The organism is Paraburkholderia sp. RAU2J (genome assembly GCF_003634845.1).
Taxonomy (GTDB): domain Bacteria; phylum Pseudomonadota; class Gammaproteobacteria; order Burkholderiales; family Burkholderiaceae; genus Paraburkholderia; species Paraburkholderia fynbosensis.
Genome location: NZ_RBXG01000003.1, coordinates 214027 through 240474, shown reverse-complemented (window position 1 = coordinate 240474; position 26448 = coordinate 214027). Strand labels below are relative to the sequence as shown.

General features: G+C 59.9%; 26 protein-coding genes and 3 pseudogenes. 20 read left to right on the top strand and 9 right to left on the bottom strand.

Translation table 11 applies throughout. The features are described 5' to 3' along the window. Positions 1–26: 26 nt before the first annotated feature. The 18 genes and pseudogenes from B0G69_RS32530 (at position 27) to B0G69_RS32460 (ending at position 13599) form a co-directional block, all read left to right on the top strand. A complete protein-coding gene (locus B0G69_RS32530) occupies positions 27–1145 on the top strand; it encodes a DUF2827 domain-containing protein (RefSeq protein WP_121324218.1) in 1119 nt (372 codons plus the stop codon). Positions 1146–1176: 31 nt separating this feature from the next. After that, positions 1177–2040, top strand: coding sequence for a peptidyl-prolyl cis-trans isomerase (locus B0G69_RS32525; RefSeq protein ID WP_121324216.1), 864 nt, complete (start codon positions 1177–1179; stop codon positions 2038–2040). Next, positions 2037–2696: pseudogene (locus B0G69_RS42265) on the top strand (tetratricopeptide repeat protein); the annotation flags it as partial. The gene B0G69_RS32525 and the pseudogene B0G69_RS42265, both read left to right, overlap by 4 nt. A 339-nt stretch (positions 2697–3035) precedes the next feature. After that, on the top strand, positions 3036–3875 hold the full coding sequence (locus tag B0G69_RS42260; RefSeq protein WP_241991707.1) for a hypothetical protein: 840 nt from the start codon (positions 3036–3038) through the stop codon (positions 3873–3875). A 176-nt stretch (positions 3876–4051) separates the two neighbouring features. Next, the gene (locus B0G69_RS32515) at positions 4052–4852 is read left to right on the top strand and encodes a hypothetical protein (RefSeq protein ID WP_241991584.1); all 801 of its coding nucleotides are present in this window, start codon (positions 4052–4054) and stop codon (positions 4850–4852) included. A gap of 180 nt (positions 4853–5032) precedes the next feature. Then, positions 5033–5161 carry a hypothetical protein gene (locus tag B0G69_RS42845; protein ID WP_277873598.1) on the top strand — a complete coding sequence of 43 codons (129 nt, stop codon included), beginning with the start codon at positions 5033–5035 and terminating at the stop codon, positions 5159–5161. A gap of 2 nt (positions 5162–5163) precedes the next feature. After that, positions 5164–5886, top strand: coding sequence for a hypothetical protein (locus tag B0G69_RS32510; protein ID WP_121324213.1), 723 nt, complete (start codon positions 5164–5166; stop codon positions 5884–5886). A 14-nt stretch (positions 5887–5900) separates the two neighbouring features. Further along, complete coding sequence (locus B0G69_RS42840; RefSeq protein WP_277873620.1) at positions 5901–6032, top strand: hypothetical protein; 132 nt, start codon at positions 5901–5903, stop codon at positions 6030–6032. Then, a pseudogene (locus tag B0G69_RS42255) lies at positions 6016–6120 on the top strand (activator/secretion protein); the annotation flags it as partial. The gene B0G69_RS42840 and the pseudogene B0G69_RS42255, both read left to right, overlap by 17 nt. Positions 6121–6241: 121 nt before the next feature. Further along, positions 6242–6919 carry a CsgG/HfaB family protein gene (locus tag B0G69_RS32505; protein ID WP_121324211.1) on the top strand — a complete coding sequence of 226 codons (678 nt, stop codon included), beginning with the start codon at positions 6242–6244 and terminating at the stop codon, positions 6917–6919. 39 nt (positions 6920–6958) lie between these two features. Then, entirely contained in the window at positions 6959–7318 is a 360-nt protein-coding gene (locus B0G69_RS32500; protein WP_121324209.1) for a DUF4810 domain-containing protein, read from the top strand. 9 nt (positions 7319–7327) lie between these two features. Beyond that, complete coding sequence (locus B0G69_RS32495) at positions 7328–8002, top strand: DUF799 domain-containing protein (RefSeq protein WP_121324207.1); 675 nt, start codon at positions 7328–7330, stop codon at positions 8000–8002. Between the two features lie 13 nt (positions 8003–8015). Then, positions 8016–8210, top strand: coding sequence for a hypothetical protein (locus B0G69_RS32490; RefSeq protein ID WP_121324205.1), 195 nt, complete (start codon positions 8016–8018; stop codon positions 8208–8210). 460 nt (positions 8211–8670) lie between these two features. Then, positions 8671–10527 carry a YadA family autotransporter adhesin gene (locus B0G69_RS32485; RefSeq protein ID WP_121324203.1) on the top strand — a complete coding sequence of 619 codons (1857 nt, stop codon included), beginning with the start codon at positions 8671–8673 and terminating at the stop codon, positions 10525–10527. 218 nt (positions 10528–10745) lie between these two features. Continuing rightward, positions 10746–11507, top strand: a complete 762-nt coding sequence (locus B0G69_RS32480) for an FkbM family methyltransferase (RefSeq protein ID WP_347232533.1) — start codon at positions 10746–10748, stop codon at positions 11505–11507. Positions 11508–11531: 24 nt separating this feature from the next. Continuing rightward, positions 11532–12218: a hypothetical protein gene (locus B0G69_RS32475; RefSeq protein ID WP_147440806.1), complete on the top strand. Its 687-nt coding sequence runs from the start codon at positions 11532–11534 to the stop codon at positions 12216–12218. Between the two features lie 401 nt (positions 12219–12619). Beyond that, positions 12620–12970, top strand: coding sequence for a hypothetical protein (locus B0G69_RS32465; RefSeq protein WP_121324196.1), 351 nt, complete (start codon positions 12620–12622; stop codon positions 12968–12970). A 68-nt stretch (positions 12971–13038) separates the two neighbouring features. Next, positions 13039–13599, top strand: coding sequence for an HD domain-containing protein (locus tag B0G69_RS32460; RefSeq protein ID WP_121324194.1), 561 nt, complete (start codon positions 13039–13041; stop codon positions 13597–13599). 227 nt (positions 13600–13826) lie between these two features. Here B0G69_RS32460 and B0G69_RS32455 read toward each other — a convergent pair. The 9 genes and pseudogenes from B0G69_RS32455 to tssK all read right to left on the bottom strand — a co-directional run. After that, positions 13827–14196: pseudogene (locus B0G69_RS32455) on the bottom strand (IS6 family transposase); the annotation flags it as partial. Positions 14197–14237: 41 nt separating this feature from the next. Beyond that, positions 14238–14669, bottom strand: a complete 432-nt coding sequence (locus B0G69_RS32450; RefSeq protein ID WP_121324192.1) for a helix-turn-helix transcriptional regulator — start codon at positions 14667–14669, stop codon at positions 14238–14240. Positions 14670–15338: 669 nt separating this feature from the next. Further along, positions 15339–15560, bottom strand: a complete 222-nt coding sequence (locus B0G69_RS32445) for a hypothetical protein (RefSeq protein WP_241991583.1) — start codon at positions 15558–15560, stop codon at positions 15339–15341. Positions 15561–15795: 235 nt separating this feature from the next. Continuing rightward, complete coding sequence (gene tssE / locus B0G69_RS32440) at positions 15796–16221, bottom strand: type VI secretion system baseplate subunit TssE (RefSeq protein WP_121324191.1); 426 nt, start codon at positions 16219–16221, stop codon at positions 15796–15798. A gap of 11 nt (positions 16222–16232) precedes the next feature. Beyond that, positions 16233–18989 carry a type VI secretion system ATPase TssH gene (tssH, locus tag B0G69_RS32435; protein ID WP_121324189.1) on the bottom strand — a complete coding sequence of 919 codons (2757 nt, stop codon included), beginning with the start codon at positions 18987–18989 and terminating at the stop codon, positions 16233–16235. 140 nt (positions 18990–19129) lie between these two features. Next, positions 19130–19615, bottom strand: coding sequence for an Hcp family type VI secretion system effector (locus B0G69_RS32430; RefSeq protein WP_121324187.1), 486 nt, complete (start codon positions 19613–19615; stop codon positions 19130–19132). 97 nt (positions 19616–19712) lie between these two features. Continuing rightward, a complete protein-coding gene (locus tag B0G69_RS32425; RefSeq protein WP_121325062.1) occupies positions 19713–21485 on the bottom strand; it encodes an OmpA family protein in 1773 nt (590 codons plus the stop codon). Positions 21486–21559: 74 nt separating this feature from the next. Beyond that, positions 21560–22306 carry a DotU family type IV/VI secretion system protein gene (locus tag B0G69_RS32420; RefSeq protein WP_121324185.1) on the bottom strand — a complete coding sequence of 249 codons (747 nt, stop codon included), beginning with the start codon at positions 22304–22306 and terminating at the stop codon, positions 21560–21562. Beyond that, positions 22303–23655 (bottom strand): type VI secretion system baseplate subunit TssK, encoded by a 1353-nt coding sequence (gene tssK, locus B0G69_RS32415; protein WP_121324184.1) that lies wholly within the window; start codon positions 23653–23655, stop codon positions 22303–22305. The genes B0G69_RS32420 and tssK overlap by 4 nt, the downstream gene beginning before the upstream one ends. A gap of 598 nt (positions 23656–24253) precedes the next feature. Here tssK and tssB point away from each other — a divergent pair. Both tssB and tssC read left to right on the top strand, forming a co-directional pair. Then, the gene (tssB, locus tag B0G69_RS32410) at positions 24254–24766 is read left to right on the top strand and encodes a type VI secretion system contractile sheath small subunit (RefSeq protein WP_121324182.1); all 513 of its coding nucleotides are present in this window, start codon (positions 24254–24256) and stop codon (positions 24764–24766) included. An 85-nt stretch (positions 24767–24851) separates the two neighbouring features. Then, entirely contained in the window at positions 24852–26384 is a 1533-nt protein-coding gene (gene tssC, locus B0G69_RS32405) for a type VI secretion system contractile sheath large subunit (protein WP_121324180.1), read from the top strand. The last annotated feature ends 64 nt before the right edge of the window (positions 26385–26448 follow it).

Below are 26448 nucleotides of genomic sequence, written 5' to 3'. Positions count from 1 at the left end.
TCTATAAAAAATTCCGGAGGGAATCCATGAATCGAAAACTACGAATCGGTATCACGATTGGGCTTCACCACGAGGCTGAAAGTCTGTGGGTCAACGGCATCAAGCAGAACGCGCTGTATCTCGCGAAACTGTTTCAGCATTCGCCGCTGGATCACGAGGTGACGCTCGTCAACACAACGAACGTGGTCGTTACATCCGCGCTGCCCTGGGACCTGAAACGCTTCCCGACACGTGCATTTGAACATGCAAAAGACAGCCTCGATGTGTTGATCGAGCTGGGCGGGCAGATCAGCAACGAGCAGACAGCCTATCTCAAGACACGTGGTACGAAGATCGTCAGCTATTGCTGCGGGCCTGAATACGTGCAGATGACAGAGGCGATGATTTTCGGTCGTCGTCTGACCGATCATGTCTTCATCAATCAGAACTATGACCAGGTGTGGGTCATTCCCCAGGTGATGGAGACAAGCGCAGGCTTTCTCGGCGTGCTGAGGCGTCAGAAGGTCGTCCCTGTGCCTTTCGTGTGGGACCCGATGTGTCTCGCGATGCGCACGAAGGGCATGCCGTTCGAAGGCGAATACAGGCCGCGTCAAGGACCGGCGCGCATTTCGATCATGGAACCGAATATCGACGTGCTGAAGTTCTGCCTGAATCCGCTGCTTATCGCAGAAAGTGCATATCGGCAGGTTGGCGAAAAGCTCGGGTACGTGCATGTGACGAACGCTGAGCATCTGGCACGCTCGTGTCCGGAATTTATCGGGATCGCGCACTACATGGACCTGATACGCGACAGCAAGGTCAGCTTCGTTGGTCGTCACGACACGCCGCAATTTCTCGCCGAACACACTGACGTGGTCGTCTCGCATCAGTGGGGCCTCGCGCTCAACTATTTCTATTTCGATGCTGCGTGGAACGGGTATGCGCTCGTGCACAACGCGCATCTGTGCAAGGAAGTCGGCTATTACTACCCCGAAAGCGATCTGGATGCAGGTACGCAGCGGCTCGTGCACGCGATTGAAAATCACAACAGCGATTGGGACACATACCGCGTGCGTCAGCGCGCAGCGATCAAACCTTTTCTCGCGACACACGAACCGCTTATTGCCCACTACGACGAACTGCTCGCCGCGCTCGTCGCGGCCTAACCAGAAAACTGCACACGTGAGGAAAACATACATGCAAAACGTACACATTTCATTCGTCGGCAAGCCATTGATTTCGCGCGTGACAGGCTTCACGTTTCTGCTGATGGTCGCGGCTGCACTGCATATGCCGGTGGCGCTTTCGGCACCTAACGATGTGGTGGCGACAGTGAACGGCGTGGCCTTGCATCGTGAGGAACTGGACGAAGCCATGGTGGGCCGTCAGGAGTCGATGCGACCGGAAATCCTGCAAGGGCTCGTCGCGCGTGAATTACTTCGTCAGGCAGCAGAGCGTGATGGTTTGGGCAACACCGAACCGGTTCGCGCCGCGATGCAAAAAGCCAAAGTTGATACGGAAAATCGCCTTTATGTTGCGCGGCATCTGTCTGCTGAACCGGTCACGGATGCGCAAGTACGTGAACGCTACAACGCAGTCGTCAGCGAACTCGGCCCGTATCAATATCAGGTGAGCCGGCTGACTTTTGCCGATGAGCCGTCAGCACGATTTGCGCTGGTGCTGCTCCAGAACGGTGAGTCATTTGCCCAGGTCGCGGCACGCGCGCAGGCGAGTGCCGCCGATACCTCCTGGGTCAGTTTCAAGAATCCGATCACGGAAGGCCATACGCAAGGTGTGCCGGTGCCGCTCGCGCAGGTTATCGCGACCATGAAAGCGGGCGAAGTCACAAGCGCGCCGGTTCGTGCCGGAGACAGCTATATCGTTGCGCGCCTTGATGATCGACGCGATACGGTAATTCCGTCTTACGACGAAGCCCGCGAGCCGATGCGCAAAGCGATGCAAGGCAAAAAGAACGATGACGCTTTCGCAGGGCTGATTGGCGGGCTAGCGGAAAAAACGGTTGTCCGTCCGCAGCAAGTTTTCCGGAGCGCATCCAAATGACGCAGACAAAAATGGAATGGCTCGCGGAAGCAGAAACGAAAATCACGCGCAGCGATCTGATTGGGGCCTCACGGCTCTTCGACACACATCACGCGATGGAATCGACAGAGCCGCGTGTGCTCGTTGCGTGCAGTCGCTTGATGACGCTGCGCGCTCGCTTCGCTGAAGCACAGAATCTGCTCGACAAGGCGATCGGCATCGAGCCCGCAAATGTCGATGCACTGATCGAACGTGCGCGCCTCGCAATTCGGCTCGGTGATGACGAGGGCGCACAGGACTATTTCCGGCGCGCGTGGAATACGGGCGCACGGGGTGACGGTTGGTTGATCGACTGGTTTGATTCGGCCTTGCGCCTCGGCAATGCAAATGACTCGGTAGAAATCGCAGTCATCCTCTGTCAGCATTTTGCCGCTGATGCAGGAAACTGGTTCCGGCTTGGGCTCGCGCATCAGCAGGCACGTCGCCATTCGCAGGCGCTCGATGCGTACAGGCGGGCGGCAAATCTGAATCCGCGATTGCCAATGCTGCGCAATAACCTCGGTGCGGCATATCTCGAACTGGATCAGTTCGATAAAGCGCGCGAACTGTTCGATGCGACGATTGCTGAAGATCCGGACCATGCGTTTGCCTGGACGAATCTCGCGTCCGTGCTGATGAAAACCGGCAAGATGGACGACAGCCTGGTCGCAGCCGAACGTGCATGCGCGCTCGCGCCGAATTTCGTCACTGCGTTGCAGACGTATTCGTACGTGCTGCGTGAGTTCCAACAGTTCACGGGAGCGTTGCAGGTTGCGCAGCGCGCCTTGAGCCTGGAACCGCACAACCCGTCGATCATCTGGACTGTCGCCATGCTGCAATTGCTGCTCGGTGATTACGAAAATGGTTGGCGGAATCACGAGGCGCGTTGGAGCGGTTCGCCTGAATTGCGTGATGTCGTGCCGAACATTCCGGCGCCCCGCTGGAACGGCGAATCGCTGAAAGGCAAAACGATTTTCGTGTGGGGCGAGCAAGGCCACGGCGATGCCTTGCAGTTCGTGCGTTTCGTCCCGGCTGTTTCTGAATTCGTGGAACAGCAGGGCGGCAAGCTCATTTATTGCTGTTTCAGCCCTCTGCGAACGCTTTTCGCCCGCAGCCTCGGTGACGGAATGCAAACGATCATTGCGCACGATCAGCGCCCGCTGCCTGCGTTCGATTTTCATTTGCCTGTTGGCAGTCTGCCTTTCGTGCTCGGTGTAACGCTAAACGAAATACCCGCTGAACCGTACTTGAAGGCCGATCCGAAGAAAGTTCAGACCTGGGGCAACTATCTGCCGAACGACCGGAAACTGCGTGTTGGTATCGCGTGGAGCGGCAGCAAAACACACCAGCGCAACCGCCTGCGCTCAGTCGATCCGCTGAATTACGCCCGCGCGTTTGCAGGCATGAGCAACGTCACTTTCGTCAATTTGCAGATGGATGCGGAAACCGATGTGCAGCACCTGCGCGGTGCGGGGCTGACTGTCGCCAATCCGGCAGCGGAATTCTCATCGTTTGACGATACGGCAGCGGTCGTCAGCGGCCTCGATCTGGTCATTACGGTCTGCACGTCCATCGCGCATCTGGCGGGCGGTCTGGGCGTGCCGACGTGGGTCCTGCTCGACGTGAATCCGCATTGGGTATGGATGACGGAACGTACTGATAGCCCGTGGTATGCAAACACGCGACTTTACCGGCAATCCAGATACGGCGATTGGACGCCTGTTTTTGAAGCGCTCACGTGTGATCTAACGGTGCTCGCGTTCAATCACGATGCGCAGGCTGAGGAAACGGAAATTGCAACGGGGAGCGTGCATTGAAACGGATAAACCTTTGCGCCGCACTGAGTGCGTGCGCCGACGATATCGTTCGTCAAAAAATCGCGATGAAAGTCGGATTGCCCCCGCCTGCCATCGCGGACGTTTTCAGTCGCGCCGGTTCGATTCTGATAGCTGCTTTCGCAGGGCGCGCATCGGACGGGCGCGAGGATACCGTCATGGTATTCGGCGCCTTGATGTCACGCGATATCAACCCGCGCATTGACGACGAATGCGCAAAGCTGGTCGACACGACCGGTCGACTGAAGGAACTTGAGCACGCGGGTTTCACGCTCGTGGCTCGCGCGACCGGGAAAGATGCGAGCGTCCTGAGCGATCACATTGCGTCGCAAATCGGCGTACCGGCACAGGCTACGTGCGCACTGACCTGCATTTGCGCTGCGATTCTCGGCGGACTCATCAAGCATCACGTGTTGATCGAGCAGGGCGACATTTCGGAATTGCCGGGGCTGTTTGCGTCGCAGCTTGCAACGATTGCGGATCATCTGAATACAGAGTCAATTGATGCGCTCGGCTATCTGCATCCAGACGTGAATGCATTTCTCGACACGGTATCGGTGCGGCTCGCGGCTGTGGCTGCGGATTTTGAACCGCAGCGGCCACAAGTCAGCGAGGAAGCAAAGCGGGCGCAGCAGCAGCCGCAAATTCCGGCCCACAACCGCTTTGAAATCAGAAAGGTGTTCGCGAACGAAGTCCGTTTCACGAGCACGATTAACTCCGCTTCGCCAATTGCAGCTGCGCTCGCGGTGGCGAAAGACCAAAAACCGCGACCTAGGCGCGTGTGGAGAGTGTTCGCGCTGACTACGGCGTCTGTACTGATCGCGGCTTTCGTGTGGGCGAAAGTCTATCACTGGCCGGAAGTCAGTTCCTTCGTGACGCAGCTAATCAACTCGTCGGCGCATGGCGATGCAATCGCGTCCGGTTCCGTCTCTTCGACGATGCGCGTCGTCAGCAAATAAACCGGCTACTCAGAATTGGTTTGGCCCTCCTGTCCCGGCATCCCTCGTAACGCCGGGGCATTTTCAAGTCGGCGGGGTGTTTTCGCCTCGCCGACTCTTTTTCGAATTAATCGTCAGGCTCTTGCAATCTTTTTGGCGATTTGGCGCGCTCGATTAGCTGCTGCAGCCAAGGAAGGCCGTATGCATCGATTTTCGCCCATTGTGAGGCAGTCAGCCGTCTTTACCGTCAGTAACGAATATCCGCTCGATGCGATCAAGAAACAAGCCGATCTGCTCGACACCATCAAAGACATGGAAGGGGAGTCCTGAGCATGGAACGCGAAACGATTTTCAACGTGAGTGGGCAGATCAAAAGACGCCCCGACAGGTCACGAGGCGTTTTCTTTGCAAAGCGCCTGGCATTGCGCCGCGCGCGGTGGCCGCATCGCACACGCGGCAAACGTCGCCGGGATGGTGTTCCCGCACGCAAATGGAAGGCAAGCGAGGTTCGTCACGAGCACATGCAGTGCAGCAAGCGCCGATACGCAGTTTTCTATTGGTTTGAGCAGATTGCAGCGTGGGTCGGCGAGATCCGGCCTATCGAGCAGCATAAGACGTGGTGTGAATTCACGCTGACGAAAATTAACCCGGCCATCGTGTTCAGCGTCAACGCACGTTCGATCATCGTCAGCGTTCACCAGGGCGGGAAATGTTGGGACCTGTTAGTAGACGTCGACTGCAATCCGCAGAAGGCACCGGGCGGCTGGTATAACACGCTGGCTTTACCGGAGCGCCCGGTCATTTATCGGAACATCGATACGCTCTGGCAATGCGAGGTATTCAACTCGTTTCACAAGTGGATGCGCGAATACTTCTGGCCGTCTGATACGGCAATTCTGTACGGCATGCCCGACTTAGAGGGCGCAACCTGGGCAAAGCTCGCGTCTCATTCGACACCTGTCGGGCTGTTCGAAATCGAGCGCTTTCCTATCCGCGTGTCTTATCCAGCGTGGATGGAAGAGGGGAGCCTCGATCACGCGGGTTGGGAAGGATGAAGACGGAAACGCGCATGAGCAGCAAACTGATTTTCAAAAAAGGCCGCGATGCCGTCGTCATCGAATTCGGGTTTGCGTGGGCCTTTATTGTTTCGAGTGGGTGCCCGCTTCTCGGACCCATTGCATTCCGGCGGCGTCGGCTATGACGTGTTCGCCGGATACGCCGATTTACAAACCGTCCGGATTCCAACAGCACGCGTCACGGTCGGATTCCAGATGACGGCGCAGTACTGACGAGCGCGATTCGGAAAGCCGGATTTAACAGTTTTGACGAGCGGGACTTGACGAGCGGGGCCACAACGCCAAAAAACTGGCCGCCGGATTTTTCACTGTAGTTCAACAGGGAGTAGCTGTTTTGAAATCAACGAAAAAATATGGCGCGCTGTTCGTCGTGGCGGCTGCGGCTACGCTCGCCGGTTGCGCAACCGAATCATCGCAGTCGTTGCCGGTCCCGGTCATCAGCAGCGCGCAAACGCCGTTCGCGGGCAAGCCTGTAGAAATCGCGGTCGGCAAATTCGATAACCGTTCGAGCTACATGCGCGGGCTCTTTTCGGACGGCGTTGACCGCCTGGGCAGTCAGGCGAAAACCGTGCTGATTACCCGCCTGCAACAAAGCCGCCGCTTCAATGTCATGGATCGCGACAACCTGGACGAAATCAAGCAGGAGGCCGGATTCACGAAGAAGGCTCAAGCCATCAAGGGCGCCAATTACGTCATTACGGGTGACGTGACGGAATTCGGTCGCAGGGAAGTCGGCGATCAGCAATTGTTCGGCATTCTCGGCAGCGGCAAGACTCAGGTCGCGTATGCAAAGGTGAGCCTGAATATCGTGGATGTGACGACCTCGCAAGTCGTGCTATCAAGCCAGGGCGCGGGCGAATATACGTTGTCGAACCGCGAAATCATCGGCTTCGGCGGAACTGCTTCATACGATTCGACGCTGAACGGCAAGGTGCTCGATCTGGCGATGCAAGAGGCAGTCAATCACCTCGTTGAACAGGTCGATGCGGGCGCGTTGAACGCAGCGAAATAAACGAAGCAAAGCTACACACCACACACACGAACAAAAACGATGAAGAATAAAGCAATCAAGGGCATGTCGATCGCCGCCCTCGGCGCGATCCTGACGGGTTGCGCAACGCCGCCACCGCCGCCGCTTTATCAATGGGATGCTTATGAGCCGCAGGTGTACGAATATCTGAAGGGCAAGACGAGCTCGGAGCAGCAGATCGACGCGCTTGAAAAAGGCTTGCAGCAGATCAGCGCAAAAGGCAAAACGCCGCCGCCCGGTTTTCATGCACAGCTTGGGATGCTGTACGCGAGCGTAGGCAAGGATCAGCAGGCGCAGCAGGAATTGCAGGCCGAAAAACAACTGTTCCCGGAGTCCACCGCCTACATGGATTTCCTGCTGAAGAAACACAAGCAACAATAAGGCGCTGCCATGTTCAAATCTATTTCTCTAAAACTCATTTTTGCAGCGTCGTTGTTGAGCCTGCTGGCCGCGTGCGCGGTTAAACCGGTGAAGCAGATGGACTACACGGCGTTCAAGAACAGCCAGCCGCGTTCGATTCTCGTGCTGCCGCCTGTGAATGAAACCACGGACGTGAACGCAACGGCGAGCATGCTTTCCCAAATGACGATGCCGCTCGCCGAAGCGGGCTATTACGTCATGCCGGTCGCACTTGTCGAAGAAACGTTCAAGCAGAACGGTCTGACTTCCCCGGCTGAAATCGCGCAGGTAGCGCCCGAAAAGCTTCGCTCGATCTTCGGCGCAGATGCTGTGCTGTACACGAAAATCACGCAGTACGGTTCGGTCTATAGGATCGTGGACAGCACATCGGTCGTTGATGCATCAGCGAAACTGATAGACCTGAAATCCGGCGATGTGCTCTGGCAGGGAACGGGGCATGCGACGGGTAAGGAAGTCGGGACGAATTTCAGCGTCGGCACGAGTTTAGTCGGCATGCTCGCGCAAGCAGCAGTCAAGCAGATTGCGCATAACCTCATGGATGAGGCGCACGACGTAGCCGGTCTGACGAGCACGCGCCTGCTGTCTGCGGGTCCGCCGAATGGGTTACTGTACGGTCCGCGTTCGCCGAAATTCAAAACTGATTAACGCGAAGCAGCCTGTGCCGAATCTCAACGATGGAATTGGCGATCTGAAGCGACTGAGCGTCGTCCTTCGGTCGCACGAAACGGAACAGCCGGTTGTTCCGCAAAATCGCCGACGAAAAATCGTCGCATTGATCGTCGCCATTCTGCTGACTTGGGGCGTGCTGCACATTGTGTTGTCCGTGATTCTCGCGCCCCGATCACCGCATTGAAAAGTCCGCCCTTCTAAATTCCGGTTGGCCTCGCTCACTCAATCGACGTGAGCGGGGACGTGTCGCGATCCGCGCATCAATCCCGCTCGCAAATTAGCGCCGGTCCCTCGTGGCCGCGTCCAACTCGCGACGTTCGTCCGTCGATTCTCCCTACATTCCCTGCATTTCTTGCCGCGCACATTTGTGGGGCACGAAAAAGCGTGCCGCAGTCGCGATTTTTTGCCCCAATTTGTTAAATCCCTCGATTTTCCTTACAAAAATCGTGCATTTCAGGCAACACAAAAAGTTGTGTTGGCGCGCATATTGTAGAATTGCATCAAATCGTCCATGTAATCTAGGATGTTGCTGGCGGTGAATGCTGATTTTCCGTGAAAATCAGCAAAGATGTGAATTGCTGCGAAACAGCCCGTAGGAAGGGCTGCGAAGCGGTCAAAAATAGACCAAACCTCTTGAAGAAAAAATGAAAAAGCATCACCCGGTTAAAAACAAAATCTCGCTCGCGGTTCTGACGGCGCTCGCGCTGTCGGCGGGGGCTGCGCACGCAAACAATTTCGCAATCGGCGGTTCCAACACAACGGGAATGGTTGCGACATCTGGTGGACTCACTGCGGCAGACCCTGCGGTGGCAGGAACGGGCTCTATTGCGACTGCCGGTGCAGATGGCACGAGCCTGAATACAGCAGTCGGTCAAAGTTCGACGGCAAACGGCGGCTTTGCTACCGCAGTCGGTGATTCGGCAACGGCGAATGGCGCGAACGCTACGGCAACCGGCGCAATGGCTACGGCAAGCGGTGTTAATGCAGCGGCCTACGGTGCGAACGCAAATGCGACGGGCCAGAACGCAAGCGCGCTCGGAGTGACAGCAACAGCAACGGGCCTGAACGCCACGGCCGTGGGCGCAGGCGCAAATGCAGCGGCTCAATACACGACGGTCGTCGGCGCAGGCGCCGCGGCAAATACAGCTCAGGCAATTGCAATTGGTACGGGCAGTTCATCGACCGGCCTCGGCGCATTTGCTTCGGGCACAAATGCACTCGCGAACGGTGATGGCGCAGTCGCAGTCGGGCAAAGCGCAAGTTCGACGGGCCCAGGTTCTATTGCACAAGGTTTGAACGCCGTTGCGACGGGTAGCACGAATCAGGGCGGTTCTGGCGCAATCGCAATCGGTCAGAACGCAACAGCGCAAGTGATAACGGAAGACGATGCAGGCCCGGTCGCAATCGGTGATGGCTCGTTTGCTGCGGGCGGCGGCGCTGTGGCTGTCGGCTATAAAGCTGGAGCCGAAGCGCCACAAACAACCGCATTGGGTTATCTGTCGCTAGCTACCACGGCAGGTTCAACGGCCTTGGGCTCGCAAGCGACGGCAAGCGGCGCAACTTCGGTGGCAGTAGGCACACAGGCAAAAGCCACGCTCGGTAATTCCGTTGCGCTCGGCTACAAATCGGAAACGACGAAGGCAGCAGCGAATATCACGGAAGCTGTCGTCAACGGCGTGACGTACGGCGGTTTTGCCGGTACGGCTCCGGTCGGCGTCGTTTCGGTCGGCGGCGTTGGGGCTGAACGTCAAATCACGAACGTCGCCGCAGGCGAAATTTCGGCTACGAGCACGGATGCGGTGAACGGCTCGCAGCTTTTCTCGATTGCCTCGCAAGTGTCGGCGCTTTCGACGGGCCTTACGGCAGTGAATACGAAAATCGATGCAGTTAGCACGAAGGTTGATTCGCTGCCGACTGGCGAAACCGGTGGCGTCGTTTCCGGTACGGTCGTTGATAACACGGGCACCGCAGTCGGTACGAATTCGCTTGTCACCGCAACGAACGGAACTGCAATCGGCAATGGTTCGAACGTCACGGGCACAGACGGAACTGCTGTCGGCGCAAATTCGAAAGTCACCGCAAGCAATTCAGTTGCCTTGGGTGCAGGTTCAGTCGCAGATCGGGACAACACGGTTTCGGTTGGTGCGCCGGGTGCTGAGCGTCAAATCACAAACGTTGCAGACGGTACGGCTCCGACTGATGCTGTGAACGTGCGTCAGTTGGACGATGCAATCAGCGGCGTGCGTAACGACATGTCGCGCATCCGCAAGGACGCAAACGCCGGTACGGCGAGTGCAATCGCAATGGCGAATTTGCCGCAGGCTGTGCTGCCGGGTGAAAAGGTCGTCGCAATGGGCGGCGGCAATTACGGCGGTCAAACTGCGATGGCTGTCGGTCTGTCGGTCGCAACGCAAAAATGGCTCGTTAAAAGTTCCGTCACGACTGCGGTTTCCGGTCACGGTTCGTTCGGCGTCGGTGCAGGCGTCGGTTACCGCTGGTAACGATTTGTGCAAGGCGAAACGGACTCCACAAGGGCCTGTTTCGCATCACAAGGCCTGTTTAATCTGATCGGTTAAGCAGGCCAGGCAATTTGCTGTAAAGCCTGCTGTGGTACTTCTGTTGCGGCGGGCGACCGAAAAGCGTTTGTCCAAAGAGGGCTGTCATGTCATTTCCGCCACGTCCCATTGCTTTCGTGCTCGCGGCATCGAATCACGGCACGATGATCGTCAACCGCAACGATTACAACGTCGTCGGCACCGGGCATGTCTACGGCGTGGGGCATCAAATCCTGCAACACGGAAGCCACGACGCGAACGAAGTCGCTTTCGCGCTCGCGCTGCTCAACAAGCGGCGACAGTATTTCGGCGATGGTGTGATCGCCATCGACGGCGGCGCAAATATCGGCGTGCATACGATTGAGTGGGCGCGTCACATGTACGGGTGGGGACAGGTGCTCGCCTTCGAAGCCCAGGAAGTCGTTTATTACGCGCTAGCCGGGAACATCGCGCTGAACAACTGCCTGAATGCTCGCGCCATGCTCTGCGCGCTCGGCGATCAAAACGGCGAGCTGGTTGTGCCGCGCCCTGATTATTTCGTGCAGTCGAGTTTCGGCAGTCTTGAACTGCGCCAGCAAGAAGCCAACGAATATATCGGCCAACGCATTTCGTACGATCCGGCGCAGGGCCTGCGAGTCGCAATGACGACCATCGATTCGCTTGGGCTCAAGCGCCTGGATTTTCTCAAGCTCGATGTCGAAGGTATGGAAGTCGAAGTGCTGCGCGGCGCAAAAGACACGCTGCGCACGTTCAAACCGGCCATGCTGCTCGAAGTCGCCAAGTCGGACCAGACGATGATTAAAGCGCTGTTTGATGAACTGGATTACCGCCTCTTTCCGGCCTCGCTGAACGCCATCGCGGTACACAAGGACGATCCGGTCTTGCAGCACCTGAGCCACGTGGACGGGACGACCTACATTAATTAAAAGCCTGACGAAGCGGAATCGGGGATGTTGCTGAAAATACGGAAACACAAAAAGCGCCAAAGACACAACAAACGTGGGTGGCTTTGGGATACGCGCGTCAAGCTGCACTGCAAGCGCAAAACCTGGCCGGTACGCGCGCCACACAAATACGGGTCCCTTCCGCCTCGCAACTCGTGGAAGGCAAGCGAAACGCGACGCGAGCAGCAGCAGTGCACGGCACGTCGCCGCGCAATGTATGAATGGCTGTCATCGCTGTCGGCATCGGTCGGGGAAATTGAAAGCGTGCCGCACGAGCAGGGCAAAACATCGACGGAATTTCGTCTAGGCCGCATGCATCCGGCAATCCGGATTTTTCTTACCGCCAACACAATTGCGGTGAGCATCCACTATCGCGGGCGCTGTTGGGACATCGTGAAATGCAGCGAAGCTGCGCCCGCGAAGACATCGGGCGGATGGTTTGATGCGTTCAACCCGCCGGAATTCAAGGTCATCTATCCGGACCTGGACACGCTGTGGTGTGAGGAAGTTTTCGAACCTTTTTGCCGCTGGTTTGGGCTGATGATGTGCAAAGACGATTCGCTGATTCTGTATGGCACGCGTGATGACACTACATGGGCAAAGCTGATGCCCACGGAAACGCCAATGGGCCTGTTCGAAGTGGCGAGATTCCCCGTGTGGCTGGCGTACTGCAGCAGGGCAGGTTGGCAGTAACTATTTTGAGGTACAGCGGTGATTCACATTTTTGGGCAGAACGCTGACGGAAGGAATTATGTGATCAGTCTGACGGCTGAGAAATTCAGCGTGAATTTCGCTCACATTTTCCGGATGCTCAGGGAGCAGAAGGAACAACGACAACATGAGAAACAGCAACGTGAGAAGCAGGCAAATGCAAAACAGCATGAAACATAACAACGTCATTGGCTAGCCAACTGACGACCGACGAGCACGCGAAGCTGCGCGCTCAATGACAAGCTGGTCGACGCGGAGAAATGGATTCTGAAGCGCGCAGAACAGGCGCTGACGGCTTATCACGACGCAGGTCGGCTCAAGCACTGGCACACGCAAAACCTGTTTGAGAATGTCGAACTGGAAGCGTCGGTCGTGTGCGCGTGATGAGCCGCGAGCATCCGAATTTTGATCCCAACGAGGATAACGAAGTCGCGCATCTCGATGCGTCGATGCTGTTCGTCAATGATTGGTCCGACAGTCCGTTTTCGTTTTCGGAATTCGGCGGCATTACGAACGAAGAACCGCTCGCAGGCTCGATGACCTTCAAAAATGCACCTGTGTGGGTACAGGAATCGCCGCTGTTCGGATTCGACATGCTGCTCGGCATGGATTTTCTACGCTCGAGCAAAGTGTGGCTGTCGTACAGAACCGGCCAGGTATTTATGCAATACGTTGGCCGCGCTCATGCAACGCCAGCTGCTGTGAACGGTGCGCAGCCAGGACAGCCTGGATAAGCAGACGCGTGAGAAACAACCAGACAGACGTAAACAGCAGACGTAAACTGTAGGTGAGGAAACGAAATATGAACAAAATTATTCGGGCGATTGATTTCGCAGCAGAAAAACACAGGAACCAACGTCGCAAGGACGCAGAGCGCACGCCCTATATTAACCATCCGGTCGCGCTTGCGAACGTCCTGGCGAACGAAGCCGGGATCAGTGACGAAAACGTGCTCGTGGCCGCGGTACTTCACGACACGATTGAAGATACGCAAACCACTGCGGACGAACTGCATGATATTTTCGGGCCGCTCGTGTGCAAAATCGTGCAGGAAGTGACGGACGACAAAAGCCTCCCGAAACAGGAGCGCAAGCGGTTGCAGGTTGAGCACGCGCCGAATCTGAGCAAAAGCGCAAAGCTCATCAAGCTGGCCGATATGATTTCGAATCTGCGCGACATGGCAGTCAATCCGCCTGCCGATTGGGACATTGACCGCAAGCGCGGATATTTTCATTGGGCGTATGCGGTCGTCGCCGGTCTGCGCGGCGTGCATCCGGGGCTCGAATATCTGTTCGATGAAGCGTACAACGAAGGCATCGGCGAGGTCTACGGCGTCATGTTGAACACGGGTGTGCCGAATTGAGTCCAGATCGCAAATTAATCGTTTCGCCGACGATGCAAAAGATTGTCGAACGCGCGGGCTATGTGCCTGCGGTCAAGGTCGGCGCTACGGTTTAATGCGCAGGGCGTTGTCACATTGCCGATCACCCGGCGAATCATCGGCAGGTGAGTCAATCACTCAGAAGACTGCAGACGGATTCTGGGCAGTTTCGGTGAATTCGCGCCATGCGACAAACCGCGCGGCGAGCTGCGTTTGAAGAAGCCTTTGGCCGCAGCCTTGTCGCGGCGCTTTTGCAGGAGGATGTCGAGTTCGATGCCGTGCTGGTCGACCGCGCGCCACAGCACATAAGGCTCGCCGCGCAATGTCACGAACACCTCGTCAAGATGCCAGGTGCTGCCCGGCTGGTGCCGCGCAGCCTTGGCGCGATGTGCGAAGCCGGCGCCGAACTTATCGGCCCACCCGCGGATCGATTCATGGCTGACGACGACGCCACGCTCGAACAGCAATTCCTCGATGTCGCGCAGGCTGAGCTGGAAGCGAAAGTACCACGCGAACGGCGTGGCTGATGATTGACGCCGGGAACCTGTGACCGTGATAGAGAGATTCCGCCTTCTTCATCACGACAACTTAGTCGACCGGCACTGCGAACGTGACAACGCCTATTTCTTCGCCATGTGCCCCGCCACATTTGCTACAAGTTGCCGGATAAATTCCCGGTCTTCAGCCGACAGGTTAACTAGAAGCGCGGCTATGTCACGGGCTGGTTCTGACGAACGACCGCCCCCGCCTGCGATAAACGTTTCGGGTGGCACGCCATAAATCGCCGCAAGCTCGAACAGCCGCAACAGGGTCGGGGCCGTGTGGCCGCGTTCAAAGCGTGAAATCGTTTCGGTGTTGACGCCGATCTTTGCCGACACTTCTTCCTGGGTCATGCGTACTTCGAGCCGTGCTCGGGCTAATGCATCACCGATGCGTCGAAGGACAACCCTTTCCTGCGTCGAGAGTATCCGGCGCTGCTCTTTCGGCTTCGCTTCGGACAGGTCGGCGGCTTGTGCGGGGGGGGCTCTCAAGCCTAGTCGGCGCGGGTTCATGTGTCTCCTGAATCACGGACAAAATTTTGTGATTTTGGACGCCTCTTATAAACAAGTTAACGCCTCGGCGTGTTGACTTTGACGCGTAATCGAAAGCGACGATGACGCTTCATCGCAAATCGCGCAGTCGCACGCCTTCCGTGCGTGTCTTGCCATCTTCGGTTCGAGATTACGCCACTTGTCCGCTTTTGACGCGGACGCCTTGTGCAAGGAAGTGCCTACTTACCGCGCGGTGTTGCCCTGTGTGACGCCTCAGAGCGTTTCTCGATACGCCCAGGCGTGGAAGCGCGGCTACACTGCGCGCCGCTTTACGGAATATTCGGGCTAGCAGCGTTGTTCGGTGTGAAGCCCGAGACGCTTCGCAGACGGGCGGCGCATTTGCCCGATTCTGCCAACGACGTCACCGCGTTAATCGGAGTCCTGTCGCGTGACGCCAGGCAGTTTGTTAGCGCATGGGTTGCCGCGATGTGCATACGGCTCAAGAAGCGCGCGAGGGATTTCCAGACGCTGTCTAGAAGTCGGTTTGTGGAGCCGCTGCACAACCCCGCAGGCGTGGCGGCTTGAAAGGACCCTCCATCTGCGAACAAACGAACGCACTCCACGCCTGCATCATCGGTCTGCGGAAGATATGCGCGAGAAACACGGCATCGCGTTCGTCGGCAGCGTACTTCAGTCCCTCGTACTGCTTGATGGCAGATGTGTTGGCAAGATGCACGGCAAAGCCAGCGGCCACCAGGCCATCGACAAGCCATACCAGTTATAGGTCGATTCCAACACGATGCCTTGCAGGTCCTCGTGGAATGGCGCGAGGGCTGCGATGATTAATGGCAGGTCGTTGGTCAGTCGCCTGCAGTACAGCACCCGGTCCTGATCGTCGATCACCGCGACCACGGCATTATTCGAGTGCAGATCGATGCCGCTACATACACTTCATTTCAGCCTCCTGAACGGGTCGGTTGAGCGTTGCACCTCAACTCCAGACCCGGGCCGCCCCCCTTTATTGGGGCGGCCGGAGGCCTTTCCGATGATTATCACTAGCCGGATCTAGACGTACCGGGGGCAATCCGGCGACGCGTTTGCTGACGAATTCCGCGGTGTGCTCGCCGGGATGAAATCGAATGGGACATCAATTCCGCTCCCGATTCCGCCGCTCCACACGCATCCGTCCCGGTGGTTCGAAATACGTGCCGAACCGCACGAGTCCGGCCTTCTTCATGTGGCACGTCATCTCGAAGCTCACGAGCACGCCGGGGTCCTGATTGTCGGTGATCTCGACGTCGATCGCGCGGATCCGGGGTTCGTACTTCAAGAGCGTTGCCTCCATCTGCTGCCTGAGCAGGTGGGACGAAGCGGGCAGGGCCTTGTAGATGTTGGTGAGGTCCGGCAGACCATAGTCGGGCAGATGCTTGAGCGCGCCCGCGCGTGTGTTGAGGATGCGCCGCACATTCTGCTGCACGCTCATGATTTCGAGCGTTCTGTCGTCGTAGGCGTCGAGCGGCTCCCCACCGATCTGGCCGAGCAGCATGTCGTAAAGGGACGGGCCGGCGGGCATCGTGCGCTCTCCTAGATGCCGGCGTCGGCCGGTACACGTTCGCCCGTTTGCCCCGCGGCTGCTGCGGCCGCCTGCGCTGCGCTCAGATCATCGTGCTCGACAAAGTCGATCGTGAGGTTCCCGTCAGGCGAACCCGACAGCCGGATTTCCGCTGGCGCCGCGCCGTTGGCCATCCGCGTGAGCAGTTCGCGCGACACGGTGGGCAGGATGCGCTGGTTGAGGAACGCATCGACGTTGCGTGCACCCGATTCACGCGCGAGGCAAAGCTGCGCGAGCGAATCGGTCAGGGCGTCATCGGCGGTCAACGCGACATCGTGCTGCCTGCGCAGACGGTCGGCGATTTTCGCGAGCTTGAGCCGCACGATCGAGGCGAGCGCACCTGCGTCCAGAGGGCGATACGCCAGCGGCTGGAAGCGCGCGAGCAGCGCGGGCTGGAAGTGCGCAACGAGCTGCGGATGAATCGCCTCGAGCAGTTCCGCCTGCGGGATCGTCGGGTTCTCCGCGGTCGCATCAATGATCTGCGCGCTGCCGAGGTTGGAGGTCATCAGGATCACGCAGTTGCGGAAGTCGATTTCGCGTCCTTCGCCATCGCGCATCATGCCGCGATCGAACACCTGGTAGAAGATGTCCAGCACATCGCGGTGGGCCTTCTCGATCTCGTCGAGCAGCACGACGCTATACGGGCGCTGCCGCACCGCTTCGGTCAGGATGCCGCCGCGACCGTAGCCGACATAACCCGGCGGCGAGCCCTTCAGTTGCGACACCGTGTGCGCTTCCTGGTACTCCGACATGTTGATGGTCGTGAGGGCCGCAACGCCTCCGAACAGCAGGTCGGCGAGCGCAAGCGCTGTCTCGGTCTTGCCGACACCCGAGGGGCCAGCCAGCAGGAACACGCCGAGCGGCGTGTGCTCGCTCTTCAGCCCCGCCTTCGCGGTGCGCAGGCTTTCCGCGAGTGCGGCCAGCGCATCGTCCTGCGCCACAACCCGCTTCGCGAGACTCTCCTCGATCGTGAGCAGGCTCCTGAGTTCGTCCTCGACAAGATTGCCGACCGGCACGCCGGTCCACTCGGCGACGACGCGTGCGATCGCCTGCGCGTCGACATCCGCAAAGACCAGCGGCACCTTGCCCTGTGCATCGGCGAGCGTCCGCTTTGCACTCGCAAGCGCTCCGGTATCCGGTTTCGAATCTTTCGTGTCCCGCTGCAGGTGCAGCGCCTGGACAAGCCCCAACTCATGCTCATAGCGCGCCTGCAAGGCCGTCAGTTCACTGTTCGCATCAGCGAGAGCGGCAGTGAGCGCATCACGTCGCGCCGTGACGTCCGCAGTGACATTGCTAGCGCCTGCCCGTTCGTCCGCGTCGAGCGTCGAGCGTTCAATTTCGATCGCGGCGACTGCTGCGCGGGCGCGCTGCAGCTCTGACGGCGGGGATTCCAGCCCCATGCGAACGCGTGCGGCGGCCGTGTCGATCAGGTCGACCGCCTTGTCGGGCAACTGCCGCGCCGGGATATAGCGACGCGAGAGTTTCACGGCCGCGACGAGCGCTTCGTCGCGGATATGCACGTTATGGTGTTTCGCGTAGCGGCTCGCAAGTCCGCGCAGCATCAGGCACGCTGCTTCGTCATCGGGCTCGTCGACCTTGATGATCTGGAAGCGCCGTTCGAGCGCGGCGTCGCGCTCAAAATATTCCTTGTATTCCGACCAGGTGGTGGCCGCAATCGTGCGCAGCTCACCGCGGGCGAGCGCGGGTTTCAGCAGGTTCGCCGCGTCGGCGCCGCCGGCGGCGTTGCCCGCGCCGATCAGCGTGTGGGCTTCGTCGATGAACAGCAGGATTGGCACGGGCGAAGCCTGTACCTCGTCGATCACGTTCTTCAGGCGCTGCTCGAATTCGCCCTTCACACCGGCGCCGGCCTGCAGCAGACCCAGGTCGAGCGTGAGAATGCGTACGTCGCGGATCACGTTCGGCACGCTCCCCTCCGCGACGCGTAGCGCAAGGCCTTCGACCAGCGCGGTCTTGCCCACACCGGGTTCGCCGACGAGGATCGGATTGTTCTTGCGCCGCCGCGCGAGCACGTCGACCATCTGCTGGATTTCGCGTTCGCGCCCGAACACCGGGTCGATTTCGCCGCGACGGGCCTTGTCGGTCAGGTCGATGGCGAACCGGGCGAGCGCCTCGCCCTCGGTCGAGCGTTGCGGCGCATGTTTCGCGGGTGCACTGGTGGCCGCCGGCGGTTGGGTTGCTTCGACTCCGGATGCTGGCGCTGTCGTTGGCGCTGCCGGCCCTGCTTCGTCGGGCAGGTTTTCGCACGACAGTCGGCCGAGTCGAGGTATCAGGCGCTGGATCTGCGCGCTACTGATGGACAGCAGCGGCCATGCGTTTTGCGCGCGCAGCACGTGCGGCCCGTCGACGATCGCCTGCAGCAGGTTGCCCGAACGGATTGGCTGGTCCACGTCCTCCGACGAGGCCCAGCTCCAGGCATCCTGCAGCACGGTCGCCAGCTGCAGGGAAAGGGCGGGTTTGCCGCGCAGGTTGCGGGGCAGATGATCGATCGCGGCGATCAGCGCGTCCCAGACGGCACTGAGCTCGATTCCATAGTGCCGCAGGATCGCAGGGATGTCGCCATCGTCCGCCTCGATGAGCTTCAGCAGCCAGTGCTCGACGGTGATTTCGTCGGCGAGGCGGGTCTGACAGAGGCTCGCGGCCGCCTCGAGCGCGTTCGCGCAGTGCGGGTTGAGCCGGCGAAGCAGGTGAGTCGAGTCGCGCTGTGTCATATCAATGCCGTATCACGGAACAGGGCAGAAACGCCGCTCTACCCGTATCAAAAAAGTGCCAGCCCACGAACGGGGCTGGCAGAAGGGAACCGGCTGCGGGGTGCAAACCGGTTCCGGCACAACATGGCCCGTGGCCAGGATCAGGAGCGCTCGTTCCACGTATCCTTGTGGATGATGTTGCCGTCCTTGTACGACCACGTGATCGTCTCGTAGCGCAGTTCAACTTCCTCGACGTGGTTGTGCTTTTCGTACGCCGGGTCCTTGATGTCGAGCATCTTCGGGTTGACGGCCACGATCTTCACGTTGTCGAGCTTCGTGTTGAAGTACTCCTTCTCCTTGCCCGCGTCGTCGATCTTGTACCACTTGATCTCGACCGACTTCAGGGTCTGGCCGCTCGTCACCGCCTTGTACAGGTACGGCGTCGACGCGTCCGTCTCCTTGGTCAGCTTGATCGGCTTGTGCACGCGCGTGCCGGTCAGCTTGCCGGTGTTGCCGTCGGTCGGGATGTTCACGCCATGATCGAACGCGGTCAGTTCGATGCTGCCTTCACGACCCTGAACCGTCACCGAGCCCTTGATGTCCGCACCGCCGTCATCCTTGAGCCACATATAGGCCGGAATTGCCATCTTTCACTCCCTTTTCTGGTACTGCGACAATCGCCCGGAGCGAGCCCCCGAGCTTCCTGAAACCCGAAGCGTTCGCTCCGGGGGCTACAAACTCCTGTTACCGCGCCGGATTCCCGGCGGGGACTGCCTTCATGGCGTCCGGCACCAGCGTGATCTCGACTCGCCGGTTCTTCGCGCGTCCTTCCTGCGCATCGTTGCTCGCGATCGGCCGCGTGTCGCCGTAGCCCTGGATCGCGAACTGCGTGGCGGCGATGCCCGATGCGTCGATGAGCCAGTCGCGCACCGCGCCCGCGCGTGCGACCGAGAGCTTCAGGTTGCTGTCCGGATTGCCGACGTTGTCCGTATAGCCCGCCACAAGAATCCGCTTGTCTGGATGCGAGCGGATCATTTCAAGCGCGCCCACCATCGCGCGCGTCGAGCCCGGCTTCAGTTGGGCGCGGCCGCTATCGAACAGCGACATGCTGTCGAGCGTCACCACCGCGGGCGGTGGAGGCGGCGGCTGGTAGGTTGCGATCGCCTGGTCGAGCGCGGGCATCAACTGCGCACCGCGGTACATGCCGAAGGACAGTCCGAGCGGTATACCTGTGCGTGAATAGCGGTCGAGCTGGTCGCGATCGGCCACGAGCGCCTGCAGCGCATCGCGCTTCGCGGCGTCGTGTGCAACGGGAATCATCGAGTACCGGCCGAGATCCGCGCCGATACGGGTGAGCAGCGCCTGATTGTTTCTTGCGGCCCCCCAGGACGCCACCGCGAGCGCGCAGGCAACGAGCGCAACAGCGTGGGCGAGAGCCGCCAGGCGCGGCGACATCCACAACCGCCGCGGCATCGCCTCGACCAACGGTTGGGGCAGCGGCCAGGGCAGCGGGGACGCCGGCAGTGCAGGCGGCACGACCCGGGTCTGCATTTCGACGTCGCGCTCCCAGGGCCTGCTCGGACCGCTCGCGGGTCCGCAATCAATCCACCCCCCGCCGAACAGCGCCCACGGCGTGGCCGGCTGCCGGCGGTCGCTCAGTACCCCGAGCACGACGCGCTGGGTCCAGCCGACGATCGACGCTAGGCTCGCGGCGCGTGCGGCCACGCTTGCCGCCACAATGCGGTCGCCTCCGGCCCGTCCGACCTCACACTCGGCCGCCCGGATTACCGCTTCGAAACGCTGTGCGTCGGTCAGGTGAGTGGCGGATGACACGCCATACCACTGCGGCATCGCGAGTGTCATCGGCGCACCGGTGAGCCGCTGATAGACGGCGACAAAACCCGGCAGGCGCGCGCCGAGCATGCGCGAGGCGTCAGCGACGGACTGCCGCACCACGCGCAGCTTCTGCGTCAGCACGTCTTCACCCGAATGCAATGCTGGCGCCACCGACAGCACAACGCCGTCGGGCGCGCGACCATCGCGCCACTGCTTCACGGCGACCGCAAGCCGGGGCAGGCCCTGAGGACGGTCGGCTCTCAGCCAGATGGCACCGTCGCCGACGTGCGCCATCCGTTGCTCGCCGGCAATCCGGTCGAACAGGTTTTCCAGCGCATCACCCGTCACAATCACGAGCGGCATGCGGGTGCGCAGGTTGACCGGAATATCTGCCGTCGCCGCGCCAAGCGCTGCCAGCAGGTGCGCGTTCTGTTCGCGAGCGCGTGAGAGCTGGCGGGTGCGCAGCCAGATCAGTGCGACCGAAGACAGGGTAATGAGGGCAGTGAGCGTCCATGCGAGACCTCGACTGACGCCCCGTCCCACAGGGACTTCCGTTGGTCGAAGGAAGTCCCCTTGGGGGACGGGCAGCACGAGCCAGATAACGGCGAGCGCGAGCACAACCGCCAGTGCCACGATGGCCCGGAACGGATAACCGAGCCCCTCCAGCACGTGGTTCGGCATCGGGCCCGAACCGGGGTCCAGTGTGCGGCTCGCGTCCCCGAGCGCCGGCGCGGACGGTGCATGCAGATCGGACTTCACGGCCGCGGCGCCGTCGGCGCAACTGATCCAGGGTGAGCGAGCTGCGCGAGCTGCGCATCGAGCACCTGCGCCCAGACCAGCCAGATCACCGCAGCGGCCACGCACGCGAGGCCGGCAATCGCCCAGGGCGAGAGGCGATAAAACCAGTCCGCCAGCCGCCTGCCGGTACGATCGGCAAAGAAGGGGCGCCCCCCGACCGGCCTTAGCTTTTCGAGCTGCGCATTGAGCGACGTGATCAGCGCGGACCGTTTCGTCTCGCCTTCGCGCGCGTAGCGACCCATGAAGCCCAGCCCAAGGATCGCCGCGTAGCACTCGAGCAGTTCGGTGTTCGGCGACGCTTGGCGCATCCGCTGCTCAAGCCGCTCGAACACGCGTTCGCCCGCATCGTGTTTGCCGAAACGCTCAACCTGCAACGGCTGTGCATCCCAGACCGGCTTGCTCTCCGCGCTGAGGTTGCGCAGGACGGCCTCATCGAGCAGGCCGCATTGGGCAACCTCCGCGTCTTCGCGGACGTCCGCCGCAAAGCCGCGCTGATCGAGCGCAGCAGAGAAGCTGGCCATCAGTTGCTGGCAACGTTGACGCAGGGCAGCAGCGTCTTCCGTATGGCCACCCTCGGACAAACGCGTCACGAGCAGGGCCGTGTCGCGCAACAGGTCGCGGATGCCGCCAGCGGAAGTACGGTTCGCGGTGGCGCATCCGTCCATCAGGGCGGCCTCGCCGCGCACAGGAGTCAGCGTGCTCATGAGCGCAACACCGCGTAAAGTTCAAGCGAGGCGCCGGGTACGGACGTCGGCAGGTAGATCTGGCAGGCACGGGCAGCCAGCATCCGTGCATGCGCCGGATCGCTCGCGTCGAGCGCGAAGTACTGGTTGTCCAGCCGCACCGGGATAGCGGCCGGCACACGCTGCACGGCCTTCAGTGGAATGCCGGGGAGCGCCGAATTGACAATGTGCTCGATGTCGTCCGGCGCGCCGATCTTGCAAAGCCTCGGGAACTGCTCGACGAGTTCGAACGCGGGCGACGCGGCGTTGACCGACAGGTACCAGTCAGCCGAGCTCTCCACGATGCGCTCGTCGAGGAACTGGCCCGCCCACGTCGTCGGATTGCGGTGCGTGAGGCCAATCGATACAACGCGGGACGGAATGATCGCGTCGAGCAGATCACGGATCAGCGTCTCGAGCCTCGCGAACACCTCGTCGGCACGGGCGTGGTCATACGGCGGAATGTCGGCGAGCTGCGAGCCGGTGGAAAACGTCATGAGGACACTCGCGAGTTGCGCGAGGGTCGAGTAAAGACGCTCCGGGGGCTGGCTCGGGTGCGTGGAAAAGAACCGCAATTGCGGCCAGACCGTATGGATGCAGTGGAGCAGCCAGAACAGCTGCACATCGGCCACGCCATATTCGGCGACCTGCTCGATCCGTTCACTTCTACGCCCGCCAAGCGCCGTGCTCTTCGCCTGCAGGATGTCGGCGAGCCGGTTGATCCGTTCCATATGCAGCGAATGAGCGGCAAGCGTCAGGCACGGCGGCACGTAGCGGTGGTCCACCTGAAATTGCCCGCCCGTCGTGCGCGTCAGCCGCGCGATCGCGCACACCGTGTCGTCGGCATGCGACTCGAAGTCAAACAGCACCCGTACCGCATGGCGCTCGGCGGCAATCTCGGCTTCGCCAGTACCGTTGAGGTCGATGACCTTGACGAACTCCCGGTAAGAGCGCCGCGGCCGTGCCAGCGTCGTTTCGTCAAACCGGCAGTTGCTGCCCGTCGCGTTGAATAGCGGCAGGGCGGCCAGCACCACCACGCTCTGCACATCGGGAGACAGGCCCTGGGTGAGATCGCGTGCGGGCGGCAGCGCATCGGCCACCGCCGTGTCGATCAGCGTGCCGTCCGGAAAGTGGAGCTTCAACTGGGTAAGCTTCAGGCGTCCGGTCGCGAGCGCCTCCTCATCGATCCCCACGCCTTGCGTGCCCCAGGGTTCTGCCAGGCATGCGCCAGCCACCTGACGGGACAGGTGGGCGAACCAGAGATCCTGCTGCTGGAAATGCTGCTGCGTGAGGATCAGCCCTTCATGAAAAAGCGGTTTGTCGATCCGCATGGGTGTGGTTTGTGCCGTTGTCTGGGATTATGGTGAGGGCCGATCCTATACGCCACATTCTCTGTTCGTATACCTGCGAGTAGTTAAGCATGCGAACTACGTGAAATGGAGGATCGTTATTTTCTAGATATTTCCCGTATTGGAGCGGGGAATATTCTCGCTGCATGATTAGCACGATGTTGCCATCGTGCAGCCTTCATTGTCGAAAGGATTTCAGAGAACGTCATGTCATTGCGAGCCCTTTCCAGCATGGGTTTGATGGAAATCACCATGCGCTAGGCTACCCGTTTTATCCAATTATTAATATGGGGAAAATCTGAATTTGTCTCGGATTGACGATAATTCACAGTAATTCACAATGTATTGACAATCCGTATGGATTTAACAACGCTGACATTCTTTGACTCCGCGCGAATAAAACTGTTTAATACAGCGTGGCAATAAAGATCGCATGAATGGAGGCCGCGCTATGGGGTACCAGAAAGAGTTCTTCACGAGCGAAGCACGCGTTTGGGTGCGCGCCCGGTCGAAAGAGGTCACCGCATCGCACCGAGCGAGTTCTGCGGGGACCCTGAACGTCGTTCAATAAGGAGCACTAATGGACAGCTTCCAGCGCGAAATTCCGAAAAGTCGGGTTTCGATCACGTTAGATTTGCATACGGGCGGCGCCCAGAAGAAGGTCGAGCTGCCGCTAAAGCTGCTCGTCGCCGGCGACTTCAGCGCGGGCAAGGAACAGGCGCCGCTCGCCGAGCGCAGGAAGACCGACATCAACAAGAACAACTTCGATGCGGTGCTCGCCGACTACGCGCCGGACCTCAAGCTTGCTGCGGAAAACACGCTGGCCGGCGACGGCTCGGAGCTGCCGGTGAACCTGTCGTTCCGCACGCTGAAGGACTTCGAGCCTGAGCAGGTGGCGCGTCAGATCCCAGAACTGCAGGCGATGCTCGCCATGCGCAATCTGCTGCGCGACCTGAAATCGAATCTGCTCGATAACGGTACGTTCCGGCGCGAGTTCGAGAAGATTCTGAAGGATAAGCGCCTGTCTGACAAGCTGCGCGGCGAACTCGGGCAGATCGCAACGGCAGCCACCCAGCCGGAAGGCCATGCCTGAGCGACGTCGGCCGAAGATGGCCTTGACCGCATTCCATAACCGGACAGATAAGCTGGTCGCGATAGATCCGCAGACAGGACACAAGATGAAACAGAATGAATCCCGCCAGGGCGCAACGGAAACTGTCGTTCTTGAGAACGACAGCGTCTATGCGTCGCTGTGTAACAAGATTAACCTGAAGCCCGTCGCCGAGGCGAGACCGCTCGAAGCGTTCCGCGACAACGACATGCTGTCCGAGGCATCGGCCGACGAGCGGATCGCGCGGGGTATGGGCGCGTTCCTTGACCTTATCTCGAAGTCGAACCAGTCGGTTGACCGCCTCGACAAGTCACTGCTCGACTTTCATATCGGTCAGCTCGACCGCCAGATCAGCCGCCAACTCGACGCGGTGATGCATGCGCCGGAATTCCAGGCGCTCGAAGGCCGCTGGCGTGGTCTCAAGATGCTGGTCAGCCGCACCGACTTTCGGCGCAACGCGCGCGTCGAGGTGCTCGACGTGTCGAAGGAGGCGCTGCAGCGTGATTTCGAGGATACGCCGGAGATCATCCAGAGCGGCCTGTACCGCCTCACCTACATCGAGGAGTACGACACGCCGGGCGGCCAGCCGATCAGCGCAATGATCAGCGACTACGAGTTCGCAAACACGCCGCAGGACGTGGCGCTGCTGCGTAACGTCTCGAAGGTGGCCGCAGCCGCGCACATGCCGTTCATCGGTTCGGTCGGTGCCGCGTTTTTCGGCAAGCAGTCGATGGAGGAAGTGGCCGCGATCCAGGATATCGGCAACTACTTTGATCGCGCCGAGTACATCAAGTGGAAGAGCTTTCGCGACACGGACGACGCCCGCTACGTGGGGCTGACGATGCCGCGCGTGCTCGGTCGCCTGCCGTACGGCAAGGATACGACACCGGTTCGCGCCTTCAACTATGAAGAAGCGGTCAAGGGTCCGGACCACGACAAATACCTGTGGGTCAACGCGTCGTTCGCGTTTGCCGCCAATATGACGCGCAGCTTTGTCAACAACGGCTGGTGCGTGCAGATCCGCGGTCCGCAGGCAGGCGGCAAGGTCGAGGACCTGCCGGTTCACCTGTACGACCTGGGCACCGGTGCGCAGCCGAAGATTCCGACCGAAGTGCTGATTCCCGAAACCCGCGAATTCGAGTTCGCCAACCTCGGGTTCATTCCGCTCTCGTTCTACAAGAATCACGACTTCGCGTGCTTCTTCTCGGCCAGCTCCACGCAGAAGCCCTCGCTGTACGAGACCAAGGAGGCGACCGCGAACAGCCGCATCAACGCACGCCTGCCGTACATCTTCCTGCTCTCGCGCATCGCGCATTACCTGAAGCTGATCCAGCGCGAGAACATCGGCACGACCAAGGACCGTCGTGTACTTGAGCTCGAACTGAACAACTGGATCAAGGGCCTCGTGACCGAGATGAAGGATCCGGGTGACGAGTTGCAGTCGTCGCACCCGTTGCGTGAGGCGAAGGTCACGGTCGAGGACATCGAGGACAACCCGGGCTTCTTCCGCATCAAGCTCTTCATCATTCCGCACTTCCAGGTGGAAGGCATGGACATCGGCCTGTCGCTGGTCTCGCAGATGCCGAAAGCCAAGAGCTGATCCGCATTACCTGATGTAACCCCGCCGGGGCGCTGAAACATGCGTCCCGGCGTTGTCCTTTGCG

Excerpts from the sequence above, each read along its gene's own strand:
- B0G69_RS32530 (WP_121324218.1), top strand. The coding sequence starts at position 27 with ATGAATCGAAAACTACGAATCGGTATCACGATTGGGCTTCACCACGAG.
- B0G69_RS32525 (WP_121324216.1), top strand. The coding sequence starts at position 1,177 with ATGCAAAACGTACACATTTCATTCGTCGGCAAGCCATTGATTTCGCGC.
- B0G69_RS32515 (WP_241991584.1), top strand. The coding sequence starts at position 4,052 with ATGGTATTCGGCGCCTTGATGTCACGCGATATCAACCCGCGCATTGAC.
- B0G69_RS42845 (WP_277873598.1), top strand. The coding sequence starts at position 5,033 with ATGCATCGATTTTCGCCCATTGTGAGGCAGTCAGCCGTCTTTACCGTC.
- B0G69_RS32510 (WP_121324213.1), top strand. The coding sequence starts at position 5,164 with ATGGAACGCGAAACGATTTTCAACGTGAGTGGGCAGATCAAAAGACGC.
- B0G69_RS42840 (WP_277873620.1), top strand. The coding sequence starts at position 5,901 with ATGAGCAGCAAACTGATTTTCAAAAAAGGCCGCGATGCCGTCGTCATC.
- B0G69_RS32500 (WP_121324209.1), top strand. The coding sequence starts at position 6,959 with ATGAAGAATAAAGCAATCAAGGGCATGTCGATCGCCGCCCTCGGCGCG.
- B0G69_RS32495 (WP_121324207.1), top strand. The coding sequence starts at position 7,328 with ATGTTCAAATCTATTTCTCTAAAACTCATTTTTGCAGCGTCGTTGTTG.
- B0G69_RS32485 (WP_121324203.1), top strand. The coding sequence starts at position 8,671 with ATGAAAAAGCATCACCCGGTTAAAAACAAAATCTCGCTCGCGGTTCTG.
- B0G69_RS32480 (WP_347232533.1), top strand. The coding sequence starts at position 10,746 with ATGATCGTCAACCGCAACGATTACAACGTCGTCGGCACCGGGCATGTC.
- B0G69_RS32475 (WP_147440806.1), top strand. The coding sequence starts at position 11,532 with ATGTTGCTGAAAATACGGAAACACAAAAAGCGCCAAAGACACAACAAA.
- B0G69_RS32465 (WP_121324196.1), top strand. The coding sequence starts at position 12,620 with ATGAGCCGCGAGCATCCGAATTTTGATCCCAACGAGGATAACGAAGTC.
- B0G69_RS32460 (WP_121324194.1), top strand. The coding sequence starts at position 13,039 with ATGAACAAAATTATTCGGGCGATTGATTTCGCAGCAGAAAAACACAGG.
- B0G69_RS32450 (WP_121324192.1), bottom strand. The coding sequence starts at position 14,669 with ATGAACCCGCGCCGACTAGGCTTGAGAGCCCCCCCCGCACAAGCCGCC.
- tssE (WP_121324191.1), bottom strand. The coding sequence starts at position 16,221 with ATGCCCGCCGGCCCGTCCCTTTACGACATGCTGCTCGGCCAGATCGGT.
- tssH (WP_121324189.1), bottom strand. The coding sequence starts at position 18,989 with ATGACACAGCGCGACTCGACTCACCTGCTTCGCCGGCTCAACCCGCAC.
- B0G69_RS32430 (WP_121324187.1), bottom strand. The coding sequence starts at position 19,615 with ATGGCAATTCCGGCCTATATGTGGCTCAAGGATGACGGCGGTGCGGAC.
- B0G69_RS32425 (WP_121325062.1), bottom strand. The coding sequence starts at position 21,485 with ATGCCGAACCACGTGCTGGAGGGGCTCGGTTATCCGTTCCGGGCCATC.
- B0G69_RS32420 (WP_121324185.1), bottom strand. The coding sequence starts at position 22,306 with ATGAGCACGCTGACTCCTGTGCGCGGCGAGGCCGCCCTGATGGACGGA.
- tssK (WP_121324184.1), bottom strand. The coding sequence starts at position 23,655 with ATGCGGATCGACAAACCGCTTTTTCATGAAGGGCTGATCCTCACGCAG.
- tssB (WP_121324182.1), top strand. The coding sequence starts at position 24,254 with ATGGACAGCTTCCAGCGCGAAATTCCGAAAAGTCGGGTTTCGATCACG.
- tssC (WP_121324180.1), top strand. The coding sequence starts at position 24,852 with ATGAAACAGAATGAATCCCGCCAGGGCGCAACGGAAACTGTCGTTCTT.